Origin of the sequence: Micromonospora sp. NPDC049366 (assembly GCF_044466625.1) — a bacterium.
In the GTDB taxonomy this organism is placed as follows: Bacteria; Actinomycetota; Actinomycetes; order Mycobacteriales; family Micromonosporaceae; genus Micromonospora.
Genome location: NZ_JBITMV010000027.1, coordinates 22,634 through 48,542, shown reverse-complemented (window position 1 = coordinate 48,542; position 25,909 = coordinate 22,634). Strand labels below are relative to the sequence as shown.

Genomic DNA, 25,909 nt, shown 5'->3' with positions numbered 1-25,909 from the left:
CACGGGCGCGGAGAGCCGGACAATGTCCCGGGACGTTCATGTTCCGGACAGCTGGCCGGATCCCGACGGAGGCTTCGATGTGGCACGTGGTGGGTGTGTCCGAACCCGAGGAACGCGTCTACGAGGCGCTGACCCGCCGACGGCAGGCGAGCCGGGCCGACCTCGTCGACGACGTCGCGCTCTCCCAGGCGCAGCTGTCCCGTGCCCTCGGCCGCCTGGTCGAGCGCGGCCTGGCGAACCGGCTGCCCGGCCGCCCGACCCGGTACGCCGCGGCGCCCCCGGACCAGGTGGCCACCTCCCTCATCGCCGAGCGGGAGCGCGACCTGCTGCGCCTGCGTACGCACGCCGACCATCTCGCCAAGGAGATCCGCCGGCGCGACGGGGCCGGTCGTCACCCCGCCGAACTGGTCGAGGTGATCGAGGGGGCGGAGGACCTGCGCGCCACCCTCGTCCGGCTCCAGCGCGACGCGCGGGTGCAGATCCGGGGCCTGGACCGCGGGCCGTACCTGGACAACCCGGTGAGCGGCAACTCGGAGGAGACCCACCAGCTCACCGATCGGGGCCTCACCTACCGGGTGATCTACGACCGGTCGGCGCTGGAGATCCCCGGCCGGATGGCCGAGATCTGGCGCGGCATCCAGCGCGGCGAGCGGGCCCGGGTGGCCAGCGAGGTGCCCATGAAGATGATGCTCAGCGACGACCGCCTCGGGCTGGTGCCGGTCATGGCGGAGGGGCAGCTGGCCGACGCCGCGTACCTGGTGCACCCCTCGCCGCTCCTCGACGCGCTCAGCGAGCTGTTCGAGGCGCTCTGGGACCGGGCGGTCGCGATCAACCGCTCCGACGCCGTCGGCCGGGGCGCCGCCGGCCCGCTCGGCGCCGACCAGGGCGTCGAACACCCGGATGGGCTCTCCGACCGGGACATCGAGCTGATCGGCCTGCTGGCCGGCGGCGCCACCGACGACCGGATCGCCCGCACGATGGGACTCAGCGTGCGGACGGTGCACCGACAGGTCCACCGGATCATGGCGACGGTCGGCGCGGAGACCCGCTTCCAGGCCGGGATGGAGGCGGTCCGCCGCGGTTGGGTCTGACCCGCCGCACCCCGGCGTCGGTCAGCGGCCGGTGAAGTCCGGCTTGCGCTTCTCGACGAAGGCGGCCATGCCCTCGCGCCGGTCGTCGGTGGCGAACAGCGCCGCGAAGAGCTGGCTCTCCCACGCCAGGCCGGAGGCGAGGTCCATCTCCAGGCCGCCGTCGATCGCCAGCTTCGCCGCGCGCAGCGCCTGACTGGGACCCGTGAGGTACGGGCGGACGAGCTCGACCGCGGTCGCGTACACCTCGGCGGCCGGGGCGATCCGGTCGGCCAGCCCGATGCGCAGCGCCTCCTGGGCGTCGACCATGCGGCCGGACATGATGAGGTCCTTTGCGCGGGCCGGGCCGACGAGCCGGGCGAGCCGCTGGGTGCCGCCGGCGCCGGGGATGATGCCCAGCTTGATCTCCGGCTGGCCGAGCTTCGCGTCCTCGGCCACCACCCGCCAGTCGCAGGCCAGGGCCAGTTCACACCCGCCGCCGAGGGCGTACCCGGTGATCGCGGCGACCACCGGCTTGGGGATCCGGGCGATCGCGCCGAGCGCGCTGGACAGGTCAGCGGCCCGCTCGGCCATGTCCACGTAGGACATGTCGGCCATCTCCTTGATGTCCGCGCCCGCGGCGAAGACCTTCTCGCCGCCGTACACGATGACGGCGCGGACCTCGGGGTCGGCGGTGGCGGCCGACGCGGCGGCGCGCAGCTCCTCCTGCACCTGGGTGTTGAGGGCGTTCATCGGCGGCCGCTCCAGCCGGATGGTGCCGATGCCGTCCTGGGTCTCCAGCCGCACGAACTCGCTCACGCTGCCCTCACTTCCTCGTCGAAGTCGCGTGCCAACCTTACGGCCCGACTCGTTGGGGTACGTAGTCTGGTATCAGCCCCGGCCTCGGGAGGCCAGCGATGATCACGTACTACGACGACAGATCGGTGCAGGTCACGAGCACCGCCGTCCGCGTCGACGGCCGCACCTTCCCGCTCGCCGAGATCAGCATGGTGTGGCACCGGCGGGGCAGCCGGTCCTGGCGGGTGCTCGCCGGCCGGGGCGCGATCGGCGCCGCCATGGCCGGCCCCCTGGTCGCGGCCGCCCTGGGGCTCGCGCTGGCCATCCGGCTGGGCCGCTCCCCCACCGTCACGATCGCGATCGTCGGCGCGTCGGTGCTGGTCGGGCTCGCCGTCGGTCCGGTCGCCGACTTCCTCTTCGAGCACCTGGACCGCTCGTACGCCCGGGGCAGCCGGCAGTTGGAGCTGTGGGCACGCTGGCGCGGGCAGCCGGTCCGGCTGCTGAGCACCCGGGACGCCCTGCGGTTCGGTCAGATCTACCGCGCGGTGCAGCGGGCCGTGGAGCAGGGGCAGCCGACGCCCGCCGGCCGGACGCCGGCGCGCGGCCGGCGAGGCTAGAAACGGATCGGCTCGTCCGGCAACATGCCGAGGCCCCGCAGCAACCCGTAGAGGTCCTGCTCGCCCCAGAACTCCACGATCCGTCCCCGCGCCAGCCGGTACATCTTGCAAGCGCTCTGCACCGCGGTCGCCCCGGTCGCGTCCCGCCGGTACGTCTGCGCCATCGCGACGGTCACCCGGTCGCCGGCCGCGAAGAGTTCGTGGATTTCCTGGTGGAGCACGGTGAGCCCGGGCGACCCGACCGCCTGCTCGACGAAGTGCCGGCCCCGCACCGCCGTGCCCGACCCGTGGATGCGTACGTCCTCCGCGACCACCTCACGCAGCTCGGCCAGGTCCTTCGTCAGGAACGTCCGCAGGTATCGCCGGACCACCTCGCTGTTGCGCTCCGCCTCCGTCATGGGCGCGAAGCTACCCGCGACACGATCCTCGTGCCTGCCCTCCCGTTCCCGTTCCCGGTCCCGCCGTCACGCCGCCAACCAGCGGGGTGCACCGGACGCTCAATGGAATGCGCTGGACGGGGTGCGCTGGACGGGGTGCGCCGTTCGCGTCGCGCGGCCAGGCCCGCGAGACTAAGAGGTCCTAACAAAGTCGTACGACGTGTCGGTACGTGATGATGCGGGTGGCCAGGGCGAGGAAGGCTTCGTGGATGTCGTCGCGGCGTTCCCACCGGATGCGTAGCCCGTTTCATGCAGTGGTACCAGGCGATAGTGCGCTCGACCACCCACCGGACCACCCCCAGACCGGAGCCGTGCGGTTGACCGCGTCGGGCGATGCGCGGGCGGATGCCCTTGGCGCGTACCGCCCGGCGGTACTTGTCGTGGTCGTAGGCGCGGTCGCCGAAGAGTTGGTCGGGGCGGCGACGCGGTCGGCCACGGCGGCTTCGTACCGGGGGGATCTTGTCGATCAGCGGGAGCAGTTCGGTGACGTCGTGACGGTTGCCGCCGGTCAGCGACACGGCCAGGGGGATGCCGGCGCCCTCGGTCAGAACGTGGTGCTTCGAGCCCGGGCGGGCGCGGTCGACCCGGGCTCGGTCCGCTTTTGGGCCACGTCTGGCGGCCCGCACATGCGAGGAGTCGATCACGGCTCGGGACCAGTCCAGCTTGCCGGCTGCCTGGAGTTCGGCCAGCAGCAGCTCGTGTAAACGCTGCCACACCCCGGCCCGGTTCCACTCCTCCAGACGCCGCCAGCAGGTCATCCCGGACCCGAGCCCCAGTTGTTGGGGCAGGAACTCCCACTGGATGCCGGTGTGCAGCACGAACAAGATCCCGCACAGCACCTGCCGGTCCGGGATCCGCTTGCGTCCCGGGTGCCGTGGGTTGCGCTCAGGTTTGGGCAGCAGCGGCTCGATGCGCTGCCACAGCCCATCCGGCACGATCCACGGCGGCTGCTCGCCACGCCTCACGGAACGGCATCGTAGATCACCCTCTACAAGGGATGAAAGACCCAAAGATCATTTTGTTAGGACCTCTAAGGGCGAACACCGTGCCGCCTGTAAACCTGCCCCAGATATGGGGCGGCGACAGCGGTTGCCCTCACCCGGCGCCGGCCCATAGGTGGGGCAGGTTTACAGGGCGCCGGCACCATCCCCGGCCCCCGGCTTCCGGCCCGTAGCCCTGCCTCCCGGCATCCGGCATCCGGCATCCGGCCCATGGCCCCGCCTTCCGGCCCCGGCCCACGGCGGCTGGCGCTGATGCCGGAATGGACTCGGCTCTGAACGAGCGCCCACCCCACCGCCTTGTCGGCCCGGCCAGCCAGCGGCAGGGCTGAGGAGCAAGCAGGGCGGGCCGGGCGGGCGGCGGGCGGCGGACAGCGGAGCGGGGCGGGGCGGGGCGGGGCGGCCAGAGCGACGGCGTGGTCGCACGGAGTTGCCGGGCCATGGTTAGGCTTAGTGATGGTGGTCTATTACCGGGACGACGCGGTGCAGGTGACCTCCGAGTCGATTCGGGTGGGTGGGCACGTGGTGTCGCTGCCCGAGGTGACGTACGTCTGGCACAGCCGGGGGCCCAAGACGCTCGCCGTGCGGGGGCGCGTGCTGGGCCGGGGCGTGCTGGTCCTGCTGCTGTCGCTGCCACCGCTGGTGGCACTGGTCTGCGTGGTCGCGCTGGTCTGGTCGGCGCAGGACCGGGGCGAGTGGCTGCTGGCGCTGATCATCCTGGCGGGTTTCGCGGTGGGCGCGCTGGCCCTCACCCCGTTCCTGGAGGTGCCGCTCGGCTGGCTGGACCGCTCGTACGAGCGCGGCAACCAGGTCCACGAGCTGTGGGTGCAGCACCACGGCCGGGAGGAGTTGTTGCTGCGGACACCGGACGCGCTGCGGTTCGGCCAGATCTACCGGGCGGTGCAGCGCGCCGTCGAGCAGCACACGGACCGCCGCTGACGACCGCACCGGCTGTGGCCGACGGGCGGCCCGGGCGCGGGCGACGCACACTGGGTGCCATGGCGATCCCCCTTCCCCGACCGTCCACCGTCGTCGGCCTCACCCGGTCGGCCCTCGATCAGGCCCTCGGCTCGGCCGCCTCGTTCGCGGCCGTGCCCGCCCGCGCCTTCGCGGTGCTGGACGACGTGGAGGCACTGCTGGCACGGATCAACGGGGTCGTGGACCGGATCGAGCAGACCCTCGACCGTACCGACCGGGTGCTCGACGACGCCGAGTCGGTGGCGGCGCGGGCGTCGGAGGCGGTGGGCACCGCGGCGGAGGCGGCGGCGACCGCGGCCGAGGTGCTGACGGCGTACGAACCGGCGTTGCGTCGGGCCGCCCCGATGACGAGTCGGTTCGTGGAGCAGCTCAGCCACGAGGAGGTGACCGCCGCGATCCGGCTCATCGACGAACTGCCGAAGCTGCGCGAGCACCTCACCGGCGACATCCTGCCCATTCTCGCCACCCTGGACCGGGTCGGCCCGGACCTGCACGACCTGTTGGACGTCACCCGGGACCTGAAGTTGGCCGTCGCCGGCATCCCCGGCCTGAACGTGCTGCGGCGTCGCGGCGAGAAGCTCACCGAGGACAACGGCGACCCCGGCGCCTGACGAACGAGCGGGTCGCCGCGGCGTCGGCCGGGTCAGGCCGGGGCGTACAGCTGGTCGATCTCGGCCCGCTGCGGCAGCGCCACCGAGGCACCGAGCCGCCGGACGCAGGCGGCACCGGCCGCCGCAGCCCAGCGCACGGCGTCGACCACGTCCCGCCCCTCGCCCCAGCCGACGGCCAGTGCAGCGGTGAACGCGTCACCGGCGGCGGTCGAGTCGACCACCTCCACCTTCACCGCGGGCACGTGCGCGGTCGTGCCGTCCCGGTCGCCGTACCAGGCGCCCTCGCCGCCGAGGGTGAGCACGGCCCGGGGGGTCAGGTCGAGCAGCGCCTCCGGCCGTTCCCGCCCGTGCCCGGTGAGCGCCTGCGCCTCACGCTCGTTGACGACGAGCACGTCCACGGCTGCGAGCAGCTCGTCGGGCAGTGGCCGGGCCGGCGCGGCGTTCAGGACGACCCGGGTGCCGGCGGCCCGGGCGGCCACCGCCGCCTGGGTCACCGTCTCGACCGGGATCTCCAGCTGGGCGACGAGGACGTCCGCTCGCCGTACGCTGTCCAGCTCCTCCTCGGTGAGACCGGTCAGCGCGTCGTTGGCGCCCGGAGTCACGAGGATCGCGTTCTCCCCCGCCGCGTTGACCATCACGAGGGCCACCCCGGAGGTGCCGTAGACGACCCGCAGATGCGTGGTGTCGACACCGGCGGCGCCGATCCGGGCCTTCAAGGTGACCCCGAACGCGTCCGAGCCGATGGCGCCGAGGAAGGTGCTGTCGGCACCGGCTCGGGCGGCGGCGACGGCCTGGTTGGCGCCCTTGCCGCCCGGCACCATCACGAAGTCGGTGCCCAGCATGGTCTCGCCCGGTCGGGGCAGGTCGGGCGCCATCGCCACCAGGTCCATGTTGGCGCTGCCCACGACGGCAACCCGGGTCTGCGGCACCGGCACCTCCGGTCGGATCGGCGGGACGCGCGTCAGGCGGCGCGGGCGGTGAACCGCTCGCCGGAGCGCTCCACCACCAGCGGCAGCCCGAAGGTCTTGGAGAGGTTGTCCCCGGTCAGGGTGTCGCCCAGCAGCCCCTGCGCGACCACACCGCCCTCGCGCAGCAGCAGCGCGTGGGTGAAGCCCGGCGGGATCTCCTCGACGTGGTGGGTGACCAGGACCAGGGCCGGGGCGTCCGGGTCGTACGCCAGGTCGGCCAGCCGCGCGACCAGGTCCTCGCGCCCTCCCAGGTCGAGCCCGGCCGCCGGCTCGTCGAGCAGCAGCAGCTCCGGGTCGGTCATCAGGGCGCGGGCGATCTGCACCCGCTTGCGCTCCCCCTCGGAGAGGGTGCCGTAACGGCGCTCGGCGAGCCCGCCGATGCCGAGCTGCCCCAGCAGCGCGTGGGCCCGCGCCTCGTCGCTGCGGTCGTAGCTCTCCCGCCAGCGGCCGACGACGGACCACGCGGCGGTGACGACCACGTCGCTGACCCGCTCCTCGGCGGGCACCCGCTCGGCGACCGCCGCGGTGGAGAGCCCGATGCGGGTACGCAGCTCGTTGACGTCGGTGCGCCCGATCCGCTCGCCGAGCACGTGCGCGACGCCGGTCGTCGGGTGCAGCCGCCCGGCGGCCAGGTTGAGCAGGGTGGTCTTGCCGGCGCCGTTCGGCCCGAGCACCACCCACCGCTCGTCCAGCTCGACGCGCCAGGTCACGTCGTGCAGCAGCGCGTTGCCGGACCGGCGTACGCCGACACCGTCGAGGCTGACGACCAGATCCGGGTCCACGGGTGCTCCGGCAGGGGTGGCGCCGGCGGCGCCGGAGATCACGTCACCAGTCACCCGCCCATCCAACCACGCAGCGCCGTGGTGCCCCCCACGGGCGGCGCCTCCGCCATAGGGTGAGGCGCCGTGTCGTTGGTCACCAATTCCGAAGGACGGTCCATGCCTGGTCCGAGCAGGGGACCGCGCGGATGAGCGCGGTCATCGAGATCGAGGGTCTGCGGAAGACCTTCCACAGCGTGCGGCACGGCCGCCGGGTCGCCGTCGACGACTTCGACCTGCTGGTCGAGTCCGGGCAGATCCACGGCTTCCTCGGGCCGAACGGGTCGGGCAAGACGACCACCCTGCGCGCCCTGCTCGGGTTGGTCGGTGCCGACGGGGGTCGGATGAACGTGCTCGGCGTCCCGTCGCCCCGGCTGCTGCCGCAGGTGGCCGGGCGGGTCGGGGCCATCGTGGAGAGCCCGCAGTTCTTCGGCAACTTCACCGCGTACCGCACGTTGCGCCTGCTGGCCCGCGCCGGTGGTGTGCCGGTGAGCCGGGTGGACGAGGCGCTGGAGCAGGTGGGCCTGCGCGACCGGGGCCACGAGCGGGTGAAGGGCTACTCGCTGGGCATGAAGCAGCGGCTCGCCGTCGCGTCGGCGCTGCTCAAGGATCCGGAGCTGCTGATCCTCGACGAGCCGGCGAACGGCCTCGACCCGGCCGGTATCCGGGAGATGCGGGATCTGATGCGGTCACTGGCCGCCGCGGGTGTGACCGTGCTGGTCTCCAGTCACATCCTCGGCGAGATCCAGCTGATCTGCGACCACGTGACGATCATTTCGCGGGGCCGGCGGGTCGCGGCGGGTCGGGTGGACGAGGTGCTGGCCGGCTTCGACCAGCACGAGGTGCTGGTGCGGGTGGACGAGCCGGAGCGGGCCGCGGAGCTGCTCCGGGAGGCCGGGTTGCCGGTGACCCCGCAGCCCGACCATCTGCTGGTCGGGCAGGCCAGCGACCCGACGGTGGTCAGCCGGGTGCTCGGCGAGCGGGGGCTGTGGGTGCGCGAGCTGACGCCGCTGCGGCCCGACCTGGAGAGCGTCTTCCTCGAACTGACCGGCGACGGCGTCCACCCGACGCTGCCGCGGCAGGTCGACGGCCCTCCGGAGTACGCGTCGGCGGCGGATGACGGTGTGATCGACCTGGACGCCGCTGTCGGTGGTCACCGAGGAGGGGACGAGTGAACCTGGTCCGCGCCGAGCTGGAACGGCTGACGGCCCGCCGTTTCGTGCAGCTCATGGTGGTGCTGCTGGTGCTGGCGTTCGGCGTCACCGCGGCGACCACCCTGGCCGGCTCGCACCGGCCGTCCTCGGCCGAACTGATCGAGGCGACCAACCAGGCCACCCGGGCCCGGCAGGAGATGGAGCAGGCCTACCAGCAGTGCGTGGCCCAGGTGAACGGCACCGCGCTGCCCGGCTCGGAGATCGACTACTTTCCGGCCAACTGCGCTGAGCTGGATCCGGCCCGCCAGGATCGGCTGCCGGTGGCGGCGGACTTCCTGAACGGGGTGTTCACCTTCGCCAACCAGGCCCGGCCGCTGCTCTACTTCCTGATCGCCTTCCTGGTGTTGTTCGGCTTCCTGGTCGGTGCCTCCTACATCGGTGCCGACCTGAACTCCGGCGGTGTGGTCAACCTGCTGCTCTGGCGACCACGGCGGCTGGCCGTGCTCGGCGCGAAGCTGGGGACGCTGCTCGGCTCGATGCTGGTGCTGTCGCTGCTCGCGTCGGCGGCGTACCTCGGCACGTTCTGGGTGATCGGGCAGACCGCCGGCCTGTCGACCGGGTTGACGCCGACGTTCTGGCGTGAGCTGGGGGCGGCCCACGGTCGCGGCATGGTGCTCGTGCTACTGGCCACGGCGATGGGCTTCGCGCTCGCCACGCTGGGCCGGCACACGTCGGCGGCGCTCGGCACGGCGGCCGCGTACGCGGTGGTCTGGGAACTCGGCGCGCGGCTGGTGCTGGAGATCGTCGACGCGCCCCGCCCGGACCAGCTGATGCTCTCCAGTCACATCGGGGCCTGGCTGGCCGGCGAGGCGTCGTTCTGGGATCCGCGCGCCTGCGTCGGCTCGTCCGGCAACGGGTTCTGCGACGGCTCCTACACCCTCACCTGGGGTCCGGCGATCGCCGTGCTGGTCGCCGTCACCGTGGCGCTGACCGTGGGCGCGTTCACCGCCTTCCGCCGGCGGGATCTCATCTGACCTGCGTCGACATTCGGCCCGGGCGCGCGGGCAACTCCTTGCAGCGCCCGGGCCAATGGTGAAGAATTCCTTCGCATGAGGGACCGTGGCGTGACCCGCTCAGCCCACGGTGGAGCCGAAGACCTCGTCGCGCACCGCGTCCAGTGCCGTCCACAGCGCGCCGCGCAGGATCGGCTCCTCGGTCAACCCGGTGGGCACCACCCGGGGCCGGACCAGCGTGATCGCCTCGACCTCCCGCTGCACGCGCTCGGCCAGGGCCGATCCGCCGGCCTGGCCGACCTCGCCGGCCAGCACCACGAGGGGCGGGTCGAGCACCACGCAGGTGCTCGCCACGCCGAGCGCCAGCCTGCGGGCCAACTCGTCCAGCACCGCGCCGCCGTCGGCGCCACCGTCGATCGCGGCCCGCACCGCGGCGGCGGCGTTCCCGGCCCGGATCCCGTGCTCCCGGGCCACCGCGCGGACGGCGTCCGCGCCGACCAACTGCTGGAACGCCGGCTTCGCTCGGCGGGAGACGTCGCGGGGAATCGGGGCGCCAGGCACCGGAAGGTAGCCGATCTCGCCGGCCGCGCCGCTGCTGCCGTGGTGCAGCCGACCGCCGAGCATGATCGCGAGACCGACGCCCGCACCGACCCAGACCAGGACGAAGTCGCCGACCCCCTGGGCGGCGCCGGCCTGCGCCTCGGCCATCGCGGCGAGGTTCACGTCGTTCTCGAAGACCACCGGCGTGTGCAGGTCCTCACGGAGCGCCTCGAGCAGGCCGCGGTGCCAGCGGGGCAGGTTGAACGCGAAGGTGATGTCCCCGCTGGCCGGGTCGACCAGACCGGGCGTGCCGAGCACGATCCGCCGTACGCTCGACAGCTGCGCCTGGGCGCTGCTCGCGGCCTGGACGACAGCGTTGTGCACCACGCCGACCGGGTCGTCGGTGTCCCGGGTGGACTGCTCCACCCGGCCGATCACGGCACCGGTGATGTCGGCGCAGGCGGCCACCACACGGTCCGGGCCGACGTCCACCCCGACCACGTACGCGCTGTTCGGGCGGACGGCGTAGAGCTGGGCGTTCGGCCCCCGCCCACCGGCCTGCTCGCCGACCCGGGCGACCAGGCCGCGCTCCTCCAGGCGCTCGACCAGCTGGGAGGCGGTGACCTTGGACAGCCCGGTCAGCTCGCCGAGCCGGGCCCGGGTCAGCGGCCCGCGCTCCAGCAGAAGCTCCAGCGCCGCACGGTCGTTGAGCGCCCGCAACAGGCGGGGGGTGCCGGGCAGCCGGGTCGCACTCATGCCACGTCCTCTAGATTTAGTAAACTTTGCTAACTGTAAACTGACCTGCGAGCGGGTAAGCCGTAGCGTAGCGGGCACCCCGACCGGGAGTACTCGGACGACCCGGCAGCCCTACGCGGCCGGGACGGCCGGTCCGGCCAGGACGACCCGTCGGGCACCAGAGAGGGGACGATCACCGTGGGGCTGGATCCAGGACTGCGCCGGCTCGCGCTGGGCACGCTGCTGGGCGCCTACCCGGGGCCGGTTCCGCCGGACTGGGCGGTCGACCTGGTGGCCGACGGTCTCGCCGGGCACACCCTCTTCGGGACCAACGTGCACGACCCGGCGCAGGTCGCGGCGACCACCGCCGCGCTGCGCCAGGGGCGGCCCGACGTGGTCGTCGCCATCGACGAGGAGGGCGGTGACGTCACCCGGCTCGCGCACGCCACCGGCAGCCCGTACCCGGGCAACGCCGCCCTGGGCGCCATCGGAGACGTGGCCCTGACCCGCCGCGTCTACGAGGCGATCGGCGCCGAACTGGCCGCGCTCGGCGTCACCGTCAACCTCGCGCCCACGGTCGACGTGAACACCGCCGACGAGAACCCGGTGATCGGCACCCGCTCGTTCGGCGCCGACCCGGTCCGGGTCGCCGCCCACTCCGCCGCGGCCGTGACCGGGCTCCAGGCGACCGGGGTCGCGGCCTGCGCCAAGCACTTCCCCGGGCACGGCGCCACCGTCGCCGACTCCCACCATGAGCTGCCCACCGTGGACGTCCCGCTCGACCTGCTGCGCCGCCGCGACCTGCCGCCGTTCGCCGCCGTCGTGGCCGCGGGTGCCCAGGCGGTGATGACCGCGCACATCCGGGTGCCGGCGTTGACCGGCGACGGCCCGGCCACCTTCAGCAGGGCCGTCCTGGTCGACCTGCTGCGCACCGAGCTCGGCTTCACCGGCGCTGTGATCACCGACGCCCTGGAGATGAAGGGTGCCGCCGTCGCCGCCGGTGGGATCGGGCCGGCCGCCGTCCGGTCCCTGGCCGCCGGGGCTGACCTGCTCTGCATCGGCGCGAAGGTCGACGCCGAGCTGGTCGAGCGGGTCGCCGCCGAGATCGTCGCGGCGCTCGGCGACGGCCGGCTGGAGCGTGCCCGGGTCGAGGAGGCCGCCGGGCGCGCCGCGGCGCTCGCCGCGTGGACCCGGACCGCCGGCCGCGCACCCACTGGGGGCGGCACCGACCTGGGGTACGCGGCGGCGCGCCGCGCGGTGCGCGTCGAGGGCGTCCTCGGCGAGCTGAGCCGTCCCCTCGTCGTGCAGCTGTACGCCGCGTCGACGATGGCCGAGGGTCGGGTGCCCTGGGGGCTGGGCCCGCACCTGGCCGACGTGGAGGAGATCCGGGTGGTCGCCGCCGAGGCCGACCCGGAGTCGCTGCGCCGCCTGGCCGGCGACCGGCCCATCGTGCTCGTCGGCCGGCACCTGCACCGACTGTCGGGGGCACCGGAGCTGGTCGGCGCGCTCGCCGCCCGGCACGCCGTGACGGTGGTGGAGATGGGGTGGCCGGCGCAGTGGCGGCCGGCGGGCGTCCGCGCCTTCGTCACCACGTACGGCGCGAGCCACGCCAACGGGCGCGCCGCCGCCGAGGCGCTCGGCCTGGCCGGCTGAGCGTTTCCGGCCGTCGGACGACGCCGCTCATCCGGACGGTTACGGCCCGCCCGGCTTCGGTCGGCCTGGTCGGGGTAACCGGTCGGCATGACCGCGACCGCCCCCTGGCACCGGGCCCTGGCCGACCTGCTCGCCCGGTCCCACCGGATGCCGCCCGACGACCTGACGACCGCGGTCGACGCGGTGCTCGCGCCGCTGGGAGTGACGGTCACCATCTACCTCGTCGACGTGGAGCAGGGCGGCCTGCGGCCACTGCCGGGCGCCGGTCGACCCGCACCGGAGGCGTTGCCCATCGACACCAGCCTCGCCGGCCGCGCCTTCACCCAACTGGAGATGCACGCCGGGCAGGGGCCGCCACCCCGGCTATGGGTGCCGGTGGTCGACGGCACCGACCGGCTGGGCCTGCTGGAGGTATTCGCGCCGGCCGGCGTCGACCTCGCCGACCCGTCGCTGCGCGAGGGCTGCCGGCTGACCGCCGGGATGATCGGCCACCTGGTGACCAGCAAGGCCCCGTACGGCGACGGTCTGCACCGCGCCCGCCGCAGCCGCCCGATGGACGTCTCCGCCGAACTGCTCTGGCAGCTGCTGCCCCCGCTCACGTTCGCGACCGGGGAGGTGACGGTGAGCGCCCTCCTGGAGCCGTGTTACGAGGTCGGCGGGGACGCCTTCGACTACGCCCTGAACGGGAGCAGCATCGCGCTGGCGATCCTCGACGGGGTGGGCCACGGCCTCCCGGCGGTGCTCACCACCTCGGTCGCGCTGGCCGCCACCCGGGCCGCGCGGCGGGCGTCCGGCGACCTGACCGCGACGGTGGAGGCCGCGGACGCGGCGATCCGCGGCGAGTGGCGGGACGGCCGGTTCGTCACCGGCGTGTTCGCCGAGCTCGACCTGCGGGAGGGACTGCTGCGCTACGTCAACGCCGGGCATCCGCCGCCGCTGCTGCTGCGGGGCGGCCGGACGGTTGGGGCGCTGGAGGGTGGCCGTCGTCTCCCGCTCGGCCTGTCCGGCGACCGGCAGGAGGTGGCCCAGGTCCGCATCGAGCCCGGCGACCGACTGCTGCTGCACACCGACGGCGTGACCGAGGCCCGCGACGCCACGGGCGAGATGTTCGGGCTCGGTCGTCTGGCCGACCTCGCGGAGCGGCACATCCTCTCCGGCCTGCCCACACCCGAGACGCTGCGCCGGCTCGGTCGGGCGGTGGGTGACCACCGGGGTGGTCCGCTGCGTGACGACGCCACACTGCTGCTGGTCGAGTGGTCTCCCGAGGCGGCGGCACGGCTGGAGCCGTGACTAGTCGAGGCCGCGGAAGCCGCGGACGGCCGCCGGCGGGACGTCCGGGGTGAGTCCGAGGAGCCCGCCGACGCCGGTGATCCACAGCACCCGCGCGACCACCGGCTGCGGGTCGACCACCCGGAGGGTGGTGCCGGCGCGCCGGGCGTTGTTGGCGGCGCCGACCAGGGCCCGGATCCCGCTGGAGTCGAGGAAGGTGACGTCGGTCAGGTCGACGACGACCTCGGTGACGCCCGGCCGGCCCAGCGCGTCGGCCAGTGCGGCGTCGAGCGCGTCCGCGGTGGCGAGGTCGATCTCGCCGACGGGGCGGAGGCTCACCTGCCCCGTTCCCGCGTCCCACAGGCGCACGTCCATCGGCCGCCCTCCGGCACTGGAAGTAGGTTTCGCGCGTTGGCGCCGTTCGACCATACCGGCCGGACGTGGCGCCCGCAGACGGGTGCGCGCTTTGCGCGCCAGGCTCTCGCGACCCGTCGGCCGCCAGCGGCCCTCACCCCACCCCGCACGCTGTGTCACCGACGCCGGCCGCCAGTTCGGGCGGGCTTCGCAGCAGGTCAAGTCCACTATTCGACACGCCGCTCCGGCCCCGCGCATCTTGCCCCGGGGCCTTCCGATACGTAGCGTGATCGGCAGGAGACGCGACCGGCGCACTGTTCGCCGGTCGCGCGCACGGGGACCTGGGGGGAGGCTGCGGACCGTGGATCCGGCCCGGGATCCACGGTCCGCGCTGTGCGTTGCCCGGTTCAGGCGGGGTACACGCCGAAGGAACGCCACCCGCGGTCCGGAAAGCCCGCGGCCTCGGCGACCCGGGCGGACGCGAGGTTGCGCCGGTCGTGCAGGTACGTCGGCACCGCGCCCTCGTCGAGCACCCGCCGGGCGGCCTGCGCGACCAACCGGCGGGCGAGGCCGCGACCCCGGGCCGCCGGCGCGGTGCCGACCGCCAGTTCGTGGCCGTGCGCGTCGTGCCGCTTGATGCCGACGCCCGCCAGGTAGCGACCGTCGGCGTCGCGCACCACCAGCACCTCCCGGTCGAAGAGCCGCAGCCACGCGGGCAGGTCGGGCGAGGTGGGCGGGGACCACTGCCCCACGTCGGTCAGCGGGGCCGGGGCCAGGGTCCAGCGGAAGGCGCCGTCGTGGGTGGGCCAGTCAGGCAGGCCGACGGCCGCGGGCAGCGCCGGAATCAGCTGCTCCACGGGCTGGGCAGTGAGGGCGCGGACCGCCTCGGCCCGCTCCGGCGGCACGGAGAGCACGGCGCTGTGCCCGGTGTCCACCGCGATCGCGGGCCGCAACCGACCGTCCCACGCCGGCCGGGCGCGCCGCCACGACGCGACGACGTGCAGCCCGGGGCCGGCCGGCCACTGTCCCAGCCAGGTCGCCAGGTGCAGGTGGAGCCGCCGGTCGAGCACCCGTCACCTCCGCGGTCCCCTCGCCCCGGCACCGCCGGCCCGCACGGTGCGTCGCGGGCCTCCGGCTCCGCCGGGCGTCGTCGCCGATCACCGTACGCGAGGCGCTCGGACGGGACGGGCGGATCCGCTCAGTGCCGGTGTTCGCCGGCCCCCTCACCCGGGCCGCCCCGCCCGCCCGGGGTGCCGCAGAGTCCGCGCCGGCATCCGGGTCAGCGGCCGCCGAGGGTTGGCGAGAGCACCGGCCGGGTACCGACGCGACGACCTTTCGCGGCGCGAATTCCCTGCTGGGTCAACGGAACCGAGCGTCGAGACATCGCGTCACACCTATTTCCATACATGGACAACTTTCTTTGGGACGGTATGGTCATGCCGATTCAGCCGAATGACCGGTACGAGCAGGACACCGCGCGACTGCGGCGTTTCCCCGACCCCGGGCGGTTCCCGGCCCAGCCGCCGCACCACGGCGCCCGCGCCGCCGACGGCACCGCGCTGAGCTGGGCCGAGCTGAACAGGCTGCCCGCCGGCGCCTCCGCCCGGCGCGGCCTGGGCAGCCGCTGACCGCGCGACACACCCGGGCGGTCACCAGGGGCTTTCGCACACCTGTCGGGTAACGTCTTCTGGTCCGGAATCCCGGCCGACGACAGGAGAAGCTCCGCGCATGGGCAAGAAGACGATCCACGTCTCCGACTTCAGTGGCACGGTCCTGGCCGCCGACGACGAGGTGGTCCGCGTCGTCGTGCTGGAGCACCCTGACCTCGTGGCCGGGCCCGTGCAGTTGGACGCCACACCGGTCGAGGTGGAGAGCATCGACGACGCCGCCCTGGACGTGGCGGTGGTCGAGATCCACGACCGTCACGGTGGCGGCGAGCCGCGTCGGGTGGTGCTCACCGCCAGCGAGTTCGACTCGATGGCGACCGACGTGCCGATGGCGCAGCTGCTGAAGACCGCCGAGCGGGTGCGCCCGCCGAAGGCGCGCAAGGCCGCGGAGCGCATCGACTACGCGACCATCGAGCACGCGGGGAAGCCGCACCGCGGCCGGGTGACCGAGGAGGAGGCCCAGCTGGTGCGCGAGCGTCTGGACGAGGTCAACAAGCGCCTCGCCGACGCCGGCCTCCGGCAGGTCGACCCGGCCGACCCGGAGCACGCGGCGCGTTACGGCTTCCCCACCGCGTCCTGAGCCGCCCGGCTCAGTCCTGCTTGCGGAAGGCCGCGGCCTTCAGCGTCTCGAGGAGTTCGGTCTCGGCGGCGGCCTTGTCGACGCCGAGACCGGCGAGCACTCCCGTCCCGTCGCCCAGTTCGAGCAGGGCGAGCAGGATGTGCTCGGTGCCGATGTAGTTGTGCCCCAGCCGCAGCGCCTCCCGGAAGGTCAGCTCCAGGGCCTTGCGGGCCGGCGCGTCGTACGGGATGAGTTCGGGCACCTCGCCCCCCGTCGGCGGCGGCAGCACGGCCGTGGCGACCTCACGTACCCGGTCGAGCGACACACCCTGCGCGACGATCGCCCTGGCGGCGAGCGCCTCCGGCTCGCTGAGCAGGCCCAGCACCAGGTGCTCGGGCCGGATCTCGGCGTGCCCGGTGGCCCGCGCCTCGTTCTGCGCCGCCATCACCACGTTGCGGGCGCGCGGGGTGAAGCGGCTGAAGCCGTCCCGCGGGTCGAGCGGCGTCTCCGCCGGCCGGGACACGAACCTCTTCTGCGCCGCCTGCTTGGTGACGCCCATGCTCTTGCCGATGTCGGTCCAGGACGCGCCGGCCCGGCGCGCCTGGTCGACGAAGTGGCCGATGAGGTGGTCGGCGACCTCGCCGAGGTGGTCGGCCGCGATCACCGCGTCGGTGAGCTGGTCGAGCGGCTCGGTGTGGGCCGACTTGATCGCCTGGATCAGGTCGTCCAGTCGTACGGGGTTGGTCGGGGGAGTCGTCATGCGTCAACCATAGGTTGACGCACCCGCGCCGTCAACCATCGGTTGACGTAAGGCGGGGGGTGCGGGTCAGGGAGTCTGCGGCACGGGCTGGGCCAGTGCCTGGATCTCCGTCGGCAGCTGCGCCATCGTCTGCTCGAACTCGCGGTGCCCCACCACCCGGTGCAGGGTCTGCAGCACCGCGCCCGCGCCCCGCTCGGCCAGGCTCGGCCCGACCCCCGCCCGCTCGGCCACCCGGCGCACGAACTCGTCGTACGCGAAGACCTCGGGCTCCTCGACGTCGGCGCGCGCCAGCAGCGGACGCAGCTCGTGCGCCACGTGGTCGGCCAGCTCCGCGGCCTGCCCCCCGCTGATCCGCTCCGCGAGGGTCCGCAGCGTCGCCTCCGTCAGCGACCGCGCCGTGTCGTCCGGCACGCCCGCCCGCGCCGCCACCTTGTCGAAGAACTTCAGCTCGGCCATGCCCCCGCCCTTCCCCGGTAGGAGAATCGTGGCTACCCGCCTGTCGGGGCCGCAAACGACGCGACGCGCTCGCCCGGCGCGGCCGGATATGGCGGCTAGCCGGGATGCCGGCGGCCCCGACCAGGGGCGATCGTGGTGAGGTGACCTACCGGTGCCTGCTCGTCGACGACAACGAACGCTTCCTCCGGTCCGCCCGGCGGCTGCTGGAACGCGAGGGCGCCACGGTCGTGGCGACAGTGACGAGCGGCGCCGACGCGATCGCCACGGCCGGCGGGGCGGAGATCGACGTGTCGCTGGTCGACGTGAAGCTCGGCGGGGAGAGCGGCGCCACCGTCGCCGACGACCTTGCCCGGCGCGGTCTCGGCGGGCGGATCCTGCTCGTCTCGACCCTCGGCGAGGAGGAGGTCCTCGACCTGGTCACCCGCAGCGCGGCCGTCGGCTTCGTGCCGAAGTCGGCCCTGTCGGTGGCCGCGATCGACGCCGCCCTGGCCCAGGCCGCCTGAGCTGTCGGGCTCCCTGAGCCGGCGAGCCGCCCGAGCGATCAGATCGACTGGAGGTAGCGCACGACGGCCAGCACCCGACGGTGGTCCGCCTCGGTCTCGGGCAGGTCCAGCTTGTGGAGAATGCTGCGTACGTGCTTCTCCACGGTGCCCTCGGCCAGCCACAGCAGCTGGGCGATCCCGGCGTTCGACCGCCCCTCGGCCATCAGCGCCAGCACCTCACGCTCGCGCGCACTGAGCGGGGCGAGCGGGTCCACCCGCCGCCGGACGTTGACGAGTTCGCGCACGAGATCCGGGTCCACCACCGAACCACCGGCGGCCACCCGACCGACCGCCTCCACGAAGCTGTCCACGTCGGTGACGCGCTGCTTGAGCAGGTAGCCCACGCCCCCGTCGGCGCCGAGCAGTTGGAGCGCGTGCTCCACCGCGACGTACGCCGACAGCACCAGCACGCCGGTGCCGGGATGCCGCTCACGGACGACCTCCGCCGCGACGAGGCCCTCGGTGCCGTGACCCGGCGGCATCCGGACGTCCAGCACGGCCACGTCCGGCGCCGTCTCGGCGACCAACGCGAGCGCCTCCTCGGCGTCGCCGGCACGCCCGACGACCGCCATCCCCGCGCGCTCCAGCAGACCGGCCAGCCCTTCGCGCAGGAGCACGTCGTCGTCGGCCAAGACCACCCTGATCGTCACGAACCGTCCTCGCTGCCGCTCGCCGCGCCGTCGGCCCGCCGCCGGGGCCGCACTATGGTACTGCCACGATCACGGGCCCCCGTGACGGTGGAATGAACGGTTGTGCGAAGGAGGCGCGATGCGGCTCGGCCTCGTCGGGCGGGTGCTGCTCGGCGCCGGGGTGCCGACCCTGCTGGCGGTCGCCGCGTTCGTCACGATGCTGGGCGCCGTACAGGCCGTACGGGAGGCACAGGTGCGGGTGTCCGGCTCGCAGAACGCGGTCATCGCGGCCGAGGGCCTCTCCCGCGCGGTCGGTGACGTCGCGATCGGCGAGCGCGACACCGTGCTCGGCGAACGCGCCGACGAGGACCTGCGGTCCGCGCCCCGGCAACGCGTACGCGACCAGATCGCCGCACTCCACACGGCGACGACCGGCGCGGCCGACAACGGCATCGACGCGACCGACGTCATCTCGGCGGCCGACGCGTACCTGACGTCCACCGGGGACGCCGCCGCCTCGTCGGGGCGGCTGCCCGACGCGGACGGCCCGCTGCTCGACGACTTCACCGAGCGGCTCGACGCCTTCCTGGCTCGGGAGCGGCAGGTGGCCGCCGCCCAGGAACGGCAGGCGACCACCGCCAGCCGGTGGGCGGTGTCCGCCGCGGCGGTCGGCCTGGTCACGTCCCTGCTCGCGGTCGTGCTCGTCGGCGGCTATCTGACCCGCACGGTGACGCTGCCGGTCCGGCGGGCCGCCGCCCTGGCGCGCCGCTTCGCCGACGGCGACCTCGACGCCCGCCTGCGGGTGAGCGGGGTGGGCGAGGTCGGCGGCCTCCAGCGAGCGCTCAACGAGATGGCAACCTCGCTGACCCGGGCCCGCACCGAGCTGACCGCCTCCCGGGCCCGCATCGCGGCGGCCGGCTACCACGAGCGCCGGATGATCGAACGCGACCTGCACGACGGCCTGCAACAGCGACTGGTCTCGTTGGCCCTGGACGTACGCGGGCTGCGCGCCGACGCCCCCGACGACCTGCGGCCACAGGTGGACGAAGTCGTGGAGGGCCTGGTCGAGGCCACCGACGAGCTGCGGGACTTCGTCCGGGGCATCCAGCCGGCGGCGTTGACCGAGCACGGGCTGGGTGCCGCCGTACGCGCCCTGGCCCGGCGCGCGGCGCTGCCCGTGGAGGTCACCACCGACCTCGCCGACCGCCTCCCACCGGACGTCGAGTCGGCCGCCTACTACTTCGTCTCCGAGGCGTTGACCAACGCCACCAAGCACGCGCGGGCGTCGTACGTCGAGGTGAGCGCTCGGGTCGACGCGGCCGTGCTGACCGTCGTGGTCCGCGACGACGGCGTCGGCGGCGCCGACCCCACGGGCGACGGGCTGGTGGGTCTCGCCGACCGGATCGAGGCCGCGGGCGGGTGGATGGGCCTGGTCAGCGAGGCCGGTCAGGGTACGACGCTCACCGCGACGATCCCGACCCCGGGGCAGGCGGGGGTGGCCGCTACCGGCTAGCCGGTAGACCGGATGGCGGCTGGCGTCGAAGCGCCGGACGGGTCCCCGGCGGGAGGCTGTGTGAAGTGGCGGTCCGCAGCCGGCGGGCCGCCGGGCGGGGCCCGTGGCGGCCGCGCAGCAACCTGGAGACCGGGAGCCGAACATGGTGACGAACGCCCTGCCCACGTCGTACCCGACCATTCCCGTGGCCGCCCGCGCACTGCCCCGCCGCCGTCGCGGCCTGCCGCTGTGGTCGCGCATCCTCACCGGCGGTGGGGCGCTGTGGCTCGCCACCGTGGTCACCACGTTCGTGACCGGCAACGTCAACCTGGTGCCGACGATCATCCTGGTCGGCGCGTTCCTGGTCCCCGTCGCGTTCGTCGCCTGGGCGTTCAACCGCGCCGACGCCGTGCTCACCGTGCAGAAGATCTTCACCGCGTTCCTGTACGGCGGGGTGCTGGGGGTGCTGGGCGCCTCCGTCCTCGAAGCCGCCATCGTCCGCAACACCTCGATGGCCGGTTTCCTCGGCGTCGGGCTCATCGAGGAGGGCGTGAAGCTGCTGGTGCTCTGGCTGATGGCGCGCCGCCTGGCCGGCTACACCACGCGGGACGGCCTGGTGCTCGGCGCGACGGTCGGCTTCGGGTTCGCCGCCTTCGAGAGCGCCGGCTACGCCTTCCAGGCCCTCTTCGCCCAGCAGGGCGGGCTGTCGCTGCTGGGCGTGGTCGAGACCGAGCTGCTGCGTGGCATCCTCACCCCGTTCGGGCACGGCCTGTGGACCGCGATCGTCGGCGCCGCGCTGTTCACCGTCGCCGGCCGGCGGGGCCACGTCACCCTCTTCGCCGGCCGGGTCGCCGGGGCGTACGTCCTGGTCAGCCTGCTGCACGCGCTCTGGGACGCCGCCGACCTGGCCGCGGCGTGGCTGACCCTGCACCTCACCGGCAGCCCCGCGCAGTGGGCGCAGGCCCGGCAGGGCATCAACGTCACCGCCACCGGGGCGCAGCTGCACCTCGACGCGATCCTCGGCACCGCCCTGCACGTCGCCGACGCCCTGGTCGGCGTGGCGCTGGTGGCCGCCCTCGCGGTGAGCGTCCGGCTGCGGGAGCGGCGCGCCGCCGCCCGCCGCTGAGCGGCGTGGCGGCCGCCGCGCCCGGTCGCCGACACCGAGCCGATGCCACCGCCCTGACCGGGCGGGGCATCGCCTGCGTGTGACGCGACGCATTGGGTACTCCGCGGCGACTGCCCTGCCCGATCCCGGCACGGGGCAGCGGCAGTGCAGTTCATCCGAGGAGCACCGACATGGGTAGCGACAGCACCGCGGGCGCCGGCATGACCGCCGCGGAGAAGGCGACCGGACGGCGGGGCCGGCTCTCGCCGAACGTCACCCTGTTCCTGCTCGCCTCGATCCTGGTGTCCTTCCTGGCGTCCTCGTCCGCCCCGACGCCCCTCTACGGCATCTACCAGGCGCACTGGCACTTCTCGCCGATCACCACAACGGTGATCTTCGGCAGCTACGCCATCGCGGTGCTGGGCACCCTGCTCACCGTCGGCAAGCTCTCCGACCACGTCGGGCGACGGCCCGTCCTCCTCGTGGCGATCGCGGTGCAGATGATCTCGCTGATCGTCTTCATCTTCGCCAACGGCGTACCCGCGCTGCTCACCGCCCGCATCGTCCAGGGGCTCGCCGCCGGCGCCGCCACCGGTGCCATCGGCGCCGCGATGCTGGACATCAATCGGGCACGCGGCACCCTGACGAACGCCATCGCCCCCGGCATCGGTACCGGCACCGGTGCTCTCCTCTCCGGCCTGCTCGTCCAGTTCCTGCCCGCGCCGACCCGCCTGATCTACGTCGTGCTGCTGGTGATCCTGCTGGTCCAGGCGTTCGGCGTGGTCCTGATGCCGGAGACGGTCACCCCGATGCGCGGCGCGCTGCGCAGCCTGCGGCCGGAGATCAAGCTGCCCCGCTCCGTACGCGGCCCGGTGCTCGTGGTCGCCCCGGTTCTCTTCGCCGGCTGGTCGCTGGCCGGATTCTTCGGCGCGCTCGGGCCGGCGCTCGTCCGCGCGCTCGGCCCCATGTCGATCGTCTTCGGTGGGGTGACGCTCTTCGTCCTGGCCATCGTCTCGTCCATCACCGTCCTCGTGATGCGCGACGCCACGGCCCGGACCCTGATGCTCACCGGGATCGCCGCCCTCGTCGTGGGCATGGTCGTCACGATGTTCGCGGTGAACACCGACTCCGTGGCGGCGTTCTTCGTCGGCATCGCGCTGGGCGGGGTCGGCTTCGGCGGCGCCTTCCAGGGCAGCCTCAAGACCGTCATGCCGCTGGTCGAGGCGCACGAGCGCGCCAGCGTGCTGTCCCTGGTCTACATCATCTGCTATCTCGGCCTCGGCCTGCCCGCCGTGATCGCCGGTTACCTCGTGGTCCACGGCGGCGGGCTGCCGCGCACCGCCGACGAGTACACCTACTTCGTCATCGCGCTCGCCCTCATCGCCCTGCTCGGCCTGCGCGGGGCCGTCCGCAGAACTCCCGCGTAGCCGCTGGATCCGAGCGTCACCTCGCGGCGTCCTCGTCGCCCGGCGCCGTGGCGCGGAACGGCCTCGTTCTCAGGGCGAGACCCTCGCCGGGCGGCGGGAAGGCGCGGGCTCTTCGCGCGTCGGTGCCGGCGGTCGCGCCGCCCGCGTAGCCTGGCCTGGTGTTCGACGTCCTCCTGTTCCTCATGGTGGTGGGCTGCGTGGCCGCCATCGCCGGCGGCCTCGGGTGGCTGGGCTCCCGGGCCCGTCGTCGAGGCGTCGGCGGCGAGGTGATGGGCCCGTTCGAGGAGATGTGGCACCCGGCCGCGCACCGCTACCGCGCCGAGGTCCGGCAACACGAGCAGCACGTGGCGCCGAGGCCGTCCGCTGACGATGACGAGGGTCAGCCGGGTCGGCAGTGACCGCCGGTCTGGCCGGCTGGCGAGGCCGATACGGTACCGGCGACTGAATGCCGAACCCACAGTGGATGAGAGAGATTGAATTCACTTGAACAAATCTCGCTGGGGCACGTTCATATTGTGCTCCTGATGACGCCGACGGGGGGAATTGCGCTGGTAGCGGGGTTGCATGAGCCGCCCCTGATTCCGGCCGACGGCCGATCCGTGACGTTTGCGGCAGGCCCATTGACATTCACTCCATTGCGGAGTCAAATGTTTGATCAGTGGCTTGCGGAACGCGATGCGTTTCAGCGCCGAATTCCCCGCACGTGTATCTACAGGAGGATCACATGCGCTCATCGAGGTCCACCCGGGCCGCCCTGCTCGCTACCGCCGGCGTCGCGGCGGTCGCGGTGACCGCCACCCCCGCGGTCGCGGCCGAACCCAACAGCAGCTGCACCTACGCCGACGGCACCGTGTGCCTCCACGCGTCCAAGTGGTTCGACGGCGCCACGGTCGAATACTCGGCGCCGCTCGGCACGGCCTGCGTCAACTCGCCGATCGGCTTCCTGGGCTGGGTGAACCTCACCGACCAGACCCTGAGGGTGTACTCCGGCGCCGACTGCACCGGCGTCAGCTATCTGGTCCCGCCCGGCGATCTCCACAACGTCCAGTCACCCCTGCGCAGTCTCAAGGTCGCCTGATCGCGAAAGCCGGACAAAGACGTCGGTGAATCGCACGGCCTGTGCGCCCGGCCGGCGGGCGTGACTGATTCGGAATGCCGATACTTCGTAATCGGGGCGGTGGCGGCGTGGCACGTCCGCGGACTCACCCAGGACGCCATGGCGGTCACCGGCCGCGCCCGGTGACCGCCATGGCGTCGACGGCTGACCGCTCAGCGGAAGTGCCGCTCGCCGGCCAGCACGGCGTCCAGCCACCTCTCGTACCAGGAGAGGAAGTCTGGGTCGGGGGTGAAGCGCGGCCCCTGCTTGCCGGGGCGGGTTTCGACAACCCTCCCGCGGGCGGGGCCACCGAGGACGAGAAGTGACAGATCGTCGCAGCCCTGATGGCCGAGCGCCAACGTTCCGCGGTACGGCTCGTCGTTCTCGCCCGGCGCCGCCTCGGCGAGCCAATCGTCGTACACCCGGCCGGGCTCGGCCGGAAACGGCTGGGCCAACATCGTGATGTCGGGGTCCCCCCGCAGCGCCCAATCCCAGTCGTCGATCGGCAACAGGCCATAGAAGGGCCCGGCGCCACCGAACCGACCCGGCCCTCCGTGCCCGACGGTGGTGATGAAGCCGCGATAGTCGGGCGGCAGCGTGACCCCGTGGCGCTCCTCGAAGCCGACTACCGCGTCCTCCGACAGCGCCGGCCCGATCCGGAAGAGGTGGGCGTCGGCACCGAACATGACCGGCCCGCTGCGTGACGCCGCGGCCCGCAACTTCACCGCCACCCGCGCCAGCCGCGCCGGCACGTCATCGCGTCCGTCTGCCATGCCGGCAGTCAACCACCGTGGCGCGCCGCGTCGGCCGGCGCCCGGGCGGGCCGACCGGCCGCAGGGCTACCGTGCGCGTCGAGCGGAACGCTGGATGCTCCATTCCGTCAGCGGCTGCAGGGCCTGCAACAAGGCCTTGCCGTCCGCACTGAGGTCGTACCGGTTTCGCACCGGCGTGCTGGGGATCACGGTCCGCTCGATGATCCCGTTTGCCTCAAGCTCCTTCAGGCGCTGCGTCAGCAATCGGTCGGAGATGCCATCGATGGCGGCGCGGTACTCACCGAAGCGGCGAGCACCTTGAGCGACCTACTTACTAAATATTAGTATCTTATCCGTCGCTTGGCCGGACGCGCCGTCCGTCGCATCGTGGACCCATGACGGACCACGGACGCCCTCTCGCCTTCGGGCCGAGCCGGGACCCCTCGGCCGCGTCACTGGACCAGACCCGGCACCTCGCGCGTCTGGCCGAGGACGTCGGCCTGGACCTCCTCGCCGTGCAGGGCCCCCATCCCTACCAGCCCGGGGCCTGACGAGATTCCTCCCCGAACCTCCATGAAAGCCACGCGACAAAGCGGCACCAGCCGCACTTTCTGCAAGAACTCAAGGAGTAGCAGATGAGTTTCCCGTTCCCCGTGCCCGACAAGAACGACCCGCGGTGGACCGCTCGCGGCGGTGTGTTCGTCCGGCGCTCCGAGGGCACCCACAGGTGGCTCGCCGGCGACACCTACACCATCAAGGTCACCGCAGACGACACCAACGGCTCTCTCGGGTTCATCGAAGCCACCGTGCCACCCGGGGCCGGACCGGTTGCACACAGCCACGGCAACGAGGACGAAGCGTTCTACGTACTGTCGGGCCGCCTGGAATTCCTCAACGGCGATGAACTCCAGGTGGCCGAGGCCGGTGATTTCGTCTTCATCCCCCGCGGCACCCGGCACAGGTTCACGAACGTGGGCGATACCGACGCCAGAATGCTGGTCATCTTCACCCCGGGCGGACACGAGAGGTTCTTCGTAGATAACGGAGACGAGCCCCAGCCCGGAGAACAGCCACCCCAGTGGGGCCCGGAACGCTACGCCCGGCTCGTGGACGAGCTGCTCGAGCAGAACGTCACCATTCTCCCTGAGTAATCGTCCGGGAACTTCGGTTACCCAGCCGCCGGTGCAGGCGAGTCGGCGCGTGCCGCACCCAGCCGGAGCACGCCCGGTCCACCGGCTCGCGAGCACCCACCGAACGACCACCCACCACCGCCGGACACGAAAAAGGCCCCGACCCGGTGTGAACCACCAGGTCAGGGCCTTCTCGTTGGTGCGCCGCCAGGGACTCGAACCCCGAACCCGCGGATTAAGAGTCCGCTGCTCTGCCAGTTGAGCTAGCGGCGCTCGTCGGCAAC

General features: G+C 73.3%; 30 protein-coding genes, 1 tRNA gene and 1 pseudogene. 18 read left to right on the top strand and 14 right to left on the bottom strand.

Annotated elements, in window-relative coordinates:
* The first annotated feature begins 95 nt into the window (after positions 1–95).
* Positions 96–1,091, top strand: coding sequence for a helix-turn-helix domain-containing protein (locus ACIBTV_RS29325; RefSeq protein WP_396710075.1), 996 nt, complete (start codon positions 96–98; stop codon positions 1,089–1,091).
* Positions 1,092–1,112: 21 nt separating this feature from the next.
* On the opposite strand, the gene ACIBTV_RS29320 is transcribed toward ACIBTV_RS29325, so the two are convergent.
* Entirely contained in the window at positions 1,113–1,886 is a 774-nt protein-coding gene (locus ACIBTV_RS29320; RefSeq protein WP_396710074.1) for an enoyl-CoA hydratase/isomerase family protein, read from the bottom strand.
* Between the two features lie 98 nt (positions 1,887–1,984).
* Here ACIBTV_RS29320 and ACIBTV_RS29315 point away from each other — a divergent pair, with 98 nt between their 5' ends.
* Positions 1,985–2,482 carry a DUF6232 family protein gene (locus tag ACIBTV_RS29315; protein ID WP_396710072.1) on the top strand — a complete coding sequence of 166 codons (498 nt, stop codon included), beginning with the start codon at positions 1,985–1,987 and terminating at the stop codon, positions 2,480–2,482.
* On the opposite strand, the gene ACIBTV_RS29310 is transcribed toward ACIBTV_RS29315, so the two are convergent.
* Entirely contained in the window at positions 2,479–2,880 is a 402-nt protein-coding gene (locus ACIBTV_RS29310; protein WP_396710071.1) for an ester cyclase, read from the bottom strand. The genes ACIBTV_RS29315 and ACIBTV_RS29310 overlap by 4 nt on opposite strands.
* 181 nt (positions 2,881–3,061) lie before the next feature.
* Positions 3,062–3,857 (bottom strand): IS5 family transposase gene (locus ACIBTV_RS29305; protein WP_396710099.1). Its coding sequence is split into 2 segments (ribosomal slippage): positions 3,062–3,160 and positions 3,162–3,857, totalling 795 coding nucleotides; the frame shifts between segments, so codons are not numbered across the junction.
* Between the two features lie 516 nt (positions 3,858–4,373).
* Here ACIBTV_RS29305 and ACIBTV_RS29300 point away from each other — a divergent pair.
* Together ACIBTV_RS29300 and ACIBTV_RS29295 are read left to right on the top strand one after the other, a co-directional pair.
* Positions 4,374–4,856, top strand: coding sequence for a DUF6232 family protein (locus ACIBTV_RS29300; RefSeq protein WP_396710069.1), 483 nt, complete (start codon positions 4,374–4,376; stop codon positions 4,854–4,856).
* A 59-nt stretch (positions 4,857–4,915) separates the two neighbouring features.
* On the top strand, positions 4,916–5,506 hold the full coding sequence (locus ACIBTV_RS29295) for a hypothetical protein (RefSeq protein ID WP_396710067.1): 591 nt from the start codon (positions 4,916–4,918) through the stop codon (positions 5,504–5,506).
* Positions 5,507–5,538: 32 nt separating this feature from the next.
* On the opposite strand, the gene ACIBTV_RS29290 is transcribed toward ACIBTV_RS29295, so the two are convergent.
* Positions 5,539–6,435: a ribokinase gene (locus ACIBTV_RS29290; RefSeq protein ID WP_396710065.1), complete on the bottom strand. Its 897-nt coding sequence runs from the start codon at positions 6,433–6,435 to the stop codon at positions 5,539–5,541.
* Positions 6,436–6,467: 32 nt separating this feature from the next.
* The gene (locus ACIBTV_RS29285; RefSeq protein ID WP_396710063.1) at positions 6,468–7,310 is read right to left on the bottom strand and encodes an ABC transporter ATP-binding protein; all 843 of its coding nucleotides are present in this window, start codon (positions 7,308–7,310) and stop codon (positions 6,468–6,470) included.
* A 131-nt stretch (positions 7,311–7,441) separates the two neighbouring features.
* Between ACIBTV_RS29285 and ACIBTV_RS29280 the strand changes: the two genes are divergently transcribed.
* Entirely contained in the window at positions 7,442–8,467 is a 1,026-nt protein-coding gene (locus tag ACIBTV_RS29280) for an ABC transporter ATP-binding protein (RefSeq protein WP_396710061.1), read from the top strand.
* Positions 8,464–9,480 (top strand): ABC transporter permease subunit, encoded by a 1,017-nt coding sequence (locus ACIBTV_RS29275; RefSeq protein WP_396710060.1) that lies wholly within the window; start codon positions 8,464–8,466, stop codon positions 9,478–9,480. The genes ACIBTV_RS29280 and ACIBTV_RS29275 overlap by 4 nt, the downstream gene beginning before the upstream one ends.
* Before the next feature lie 99 nt (positions 9,481–9,579).
* Here ACIBTV_RS29275 and ACIBTV_RS29270 read toward each other — a convergent pair whose 3' ends face one another.
* Entirely contained in the window at positions 9,580–10,755 is a 1,176-nt protein-coding gene (locus ACIBTV_RS29270) for an ROK family protein (protein ID WP_396710058.1), read from the bottom strand.
* Between the two features lie 177 nt (positions 10,756–10,932).
* Here ACIBTV_RS29270 and ACIBTV_RS29265 point away from each other — a divergent pair, with 177 nt between their 5' ends.
* Both ACIBTV_RS29265 and ACIBTV_RS29260 read left to right on the top strand, forming a co-directional pair.
* Positions 10,933–12,387, top strand: coding sequence for a glycoside hydrolase family 3 protein (locus ACIBTV_RS29265; protein ID WP_396710056.1), 1,455 nt, complete (start codon positions 10,933–10,935; stop codon positions 12,385–12,387).
* 87 nt (positions 12,388–12,474) lie between these two features.
* The gene (locus tag ACIBTV_RS29260) at positions 12,475–13,677 is read left to right on the top strand and encodes a PP2C family protein-serine/threonine phosphatase (protein ID WP_396710054.1); all 1,203 of its coding nucleotides are present in this window, start codon (positions 12,475–12,477) and stop codon (positions 13,675–13,677) included.
* Here the strand turns inward: ACIBTV_RS29260 and ACIBTV_RS29255 are convergent, their stop codons facing one another.
* Positions 13,678–14,031, bottom strand: a complete 354-nt coding sequence (locus ACIBTV_RS29255) for an STAS domain-containing protein (RefSeq protein ID WP_396710052.1) — start codon at positions 14,029–14,031, stop codon at positions 13,678–13,680. It lies immediately after the preceding gene.
* A 386-nt stretch (positions 14,032–14,417) separates the two neighbouring features.
* On the bottom strand, positions 14,418–15,080 hold the full coding sequence (locus tag ACIBTV_RS29250; protein ID WP_396710050.1) for a GNAT family N-acetyltransferase: 663 nt from the start codon (positions 15,078–15,080) through the stop codon (positions 14,418–14,420).
* A 366-nt stretch (positions 15,081–15,446) separates the two neighbouring features.
* Here ACIBTV_RS29250 and ACIBTV_RS29245 point away from each other — a divergent pair, with 366 nt between their 5' ends.
* The gene (locus ACIBTV_RS29245; protein WP_396710049.1) at positions 15,447–15,638 is read left to right on the top strand and encodes a DNA repair protein; all 192 of its coding nucleotides are present in this window, start codon (positions 15,447–15,449) and stop codon (positions 15,636–15,638) included.
* 100 nt (positions 15,639–15,738) lie between these two features.
* Positions 15,739–16,257, top strand: coding sequence for a hypothetical protein (locus tag ACIBTV_RS29240; protein WP_396710047.1), 519 nt, complete (start codon positions 15,739–15,741; stop codon positions 16,255–16,257).
* A 10-nt stretch (positions 16,258–16,267) separates the two neighbouring features.
* On the opposite strand, the gene ACIBTV_RS29235 is transcribed toward ACIBTV_RS29240, so the two are convergent.
* Together ACIBTV_RS29235 and ACIBTV_RS29230 are read right to left on the bottom strand one after the other, a co-directional pair.
* Complete coding sequence (locus ACIBTV_RS29235) at positions 16,268–16,996, bottom strand: Clp protease N-terminal domain-containing protein (protein WP_396710045.1); 729 nt, start codon at positions 16,994–16,996, stop codon at positions 16,268–16,270.
* Positions 16,997–17,062: 66 nt separating this feature from the next.
* On the bottom strand, positions 17,063–17,452 hold the full coding sequence (locus tag ACIBTV_RS29230; RefSeq protein ID WP_396710043.1) for a DUF2267 domain-containing protein: 390 nt from the start codon (positions 17,450–17,452) through the stop codon (positions 17,063–17,065).
* A gap of 140 nt (positions 17,453–17,592) precedes the next feature.
* On the opposite strand from ACIBTV_RS29230, the gene ACIBTV_RS29225 reads away from it, so the two are divergent.
* Complete coding sequence (locus tag ACIBTV_RS29225; protein ID WP_396710041.1) at positions 17,593–17,955, top strand: response regulator; 363 nt, start codon at positions 17,593–17,595, stop codon at positions 17,953–17,955.
* Positions 17,956–17,993: 38 nt separating this feature from the next.
* Here ACIBTV_RS29225 and ACIBTV_RS29220 read toward each other — a convergent pair whose 3' ends face one another.
* Positions 17,994–18,638 carry a response regulator gene (locus ACIBTV_RS29220; protein ID WP_396710097.1) on the bottom strand — a complete coding sequence of 215 codons (645 nt, stop codon included), beginning with the start codon at positions 18,636–18,638 and terminating at the stop codon, positions 17,994–17,996.
* Between the two features lie 124 nt (positions 18,639–18,762).
* Between ACIBTV_RS29220 and ACIBTV_RS29215 the strand changes: the two genes are divergently transcribed.
* The 5 genes from ACIBTV_RS29215 (at position 18,763) to ACIBTV_RS29195 (ending at position 23,725) form a co-directional block, all read left to right on the top strand.
* On the top strand, positions 18,763–20,136 hold the full coding sequence (locus tag ACIBTV_RS29215; protein WP_396710039.1) for a HAMP domain-containing protein: 1,374 nt from the start codon (positions 18,763–18,765) through the stop codon (positions 20,134–20,136).
* A gap of 142 nt (positions 20,137–20,278) precedes the next feature.
* Positions 20,279–21,241: a PrsW family intramembrane metalloprotease gene (locus ACIBTV_RS29210; RefSeq protein ID WP_396710037.1), complete on the top strand. Its 963-nt coding sequence runs from the start codon at positions 20,279–20,281 to the stop codon at positions 21,239–21,241.
* 170 nt (positions 21,242–21,411) lie between these two features.
* Positions 21,412–22,647 carry an MFS transporter gene (locus tag ACIBTV_RS29205; RefSeq protein ID WP_396710035.1) on the top strand — a complete coding sequence of 412 codons (1,236 nt, stop codon included), beginning with the start codon at positions 21,412–21,414 and terminating at the stop codon, positions 22,645–22,647.
* Between the two features lie 158 nt (positions 22,648–22,805).
* Positions 22,806–23,045: a hypothetical protein gene (locus tag ACIBTV_RS29200; RefSeq protein ID WP_396710033.1), complete on the top strand. Its 240-nt coding sequence runs from the start codon at positions 22,806–22,808 to the stop codon at positions 23,043–23,045.
* A 326-nt stretch (positions 23,046–23,371) separates the two neighbouring features.
* Positions 23,372–23,725, top strand: a complete 354-nt coding sequence (locus tag ACIBTV_RS29195) for a hypothetical protein (RefSeq protein WP_396710031.1) — start codon at positions 23,372–23,374, stop codon at positions 23,723–23,725.
* Positions 23,726–23,916: 191 nt separating this feature from the next.
* Here ACIBTV_RS29195 and ACIBTV_RS29190 read toward each other — a convergent pair whose 3' ends face one another.
* Both ACIBTV_RS29190 and ACIBTV_RS29185 read right to left on the bottom strand, forming a co-directional pair.
* The gene (locus ACIBTV_RS29190; protein ID WP_396710029.1) at positions 23,917–24,495 is read right to left on the bottom strand and encodes an SMI1/KNR4 family protein; all 579 of its coding nucleotides are present in this window, start codon (positions 24,493–24,495) and stop codon (positions 23,917–23,919) included.
* 87 nt (positions 24,496–24,582) lie between these two features.
* Positions 24,583–24,807 (bottom strand): annotated as a pseudogene (locus ACIBTV_RS29185) (winged helix-turn-helix transcriptional regulator); the annotation flags it as partial.
* An 83-nt stretch (positions 24,808–24,890) separates the two neighbouring features.
* Here ACIBTV_RS29185 and ACIBTV_RS29180 point away from each other — a divergent pair.
* Entirely contained in the window at positions 24,891–25,046 is a 156-nt protein-coding gene (locus ACIBTV_RS29180; RefSeq protein ID WP_396710027.1) for a hypothetical protein, read from the top strand.
* Between the two features lie 84 nt (positions 25,047–25,130).
* The gene (locus ACIBTV_RS29175; RefSeq protein WP_396710025.1) at positions 25,131–25,646 is read left to right on the top strand and encodes a quercetin 2,3-dioxygenase; all 516 of its coding nucleotides are present in this window, start codon (positions 25,131–25,133) and stop codon (positions 25,644–25,646) included.
* 176 nt (positions 25,647–25,822) lie between these two features.
* On the opposite strand, the gene ACIBTV_RS29170 is transcribed toward ACIBTV_RS29175, so the two are convergent.
* A tRNA-Lys gene (locus tag ACIBTV_RS29170) sits at positions 25,823–25,898 on the bottom strand.
* Between the last annotated feature and the right edge of the window lie 11 nt (positions 25,899–25,909).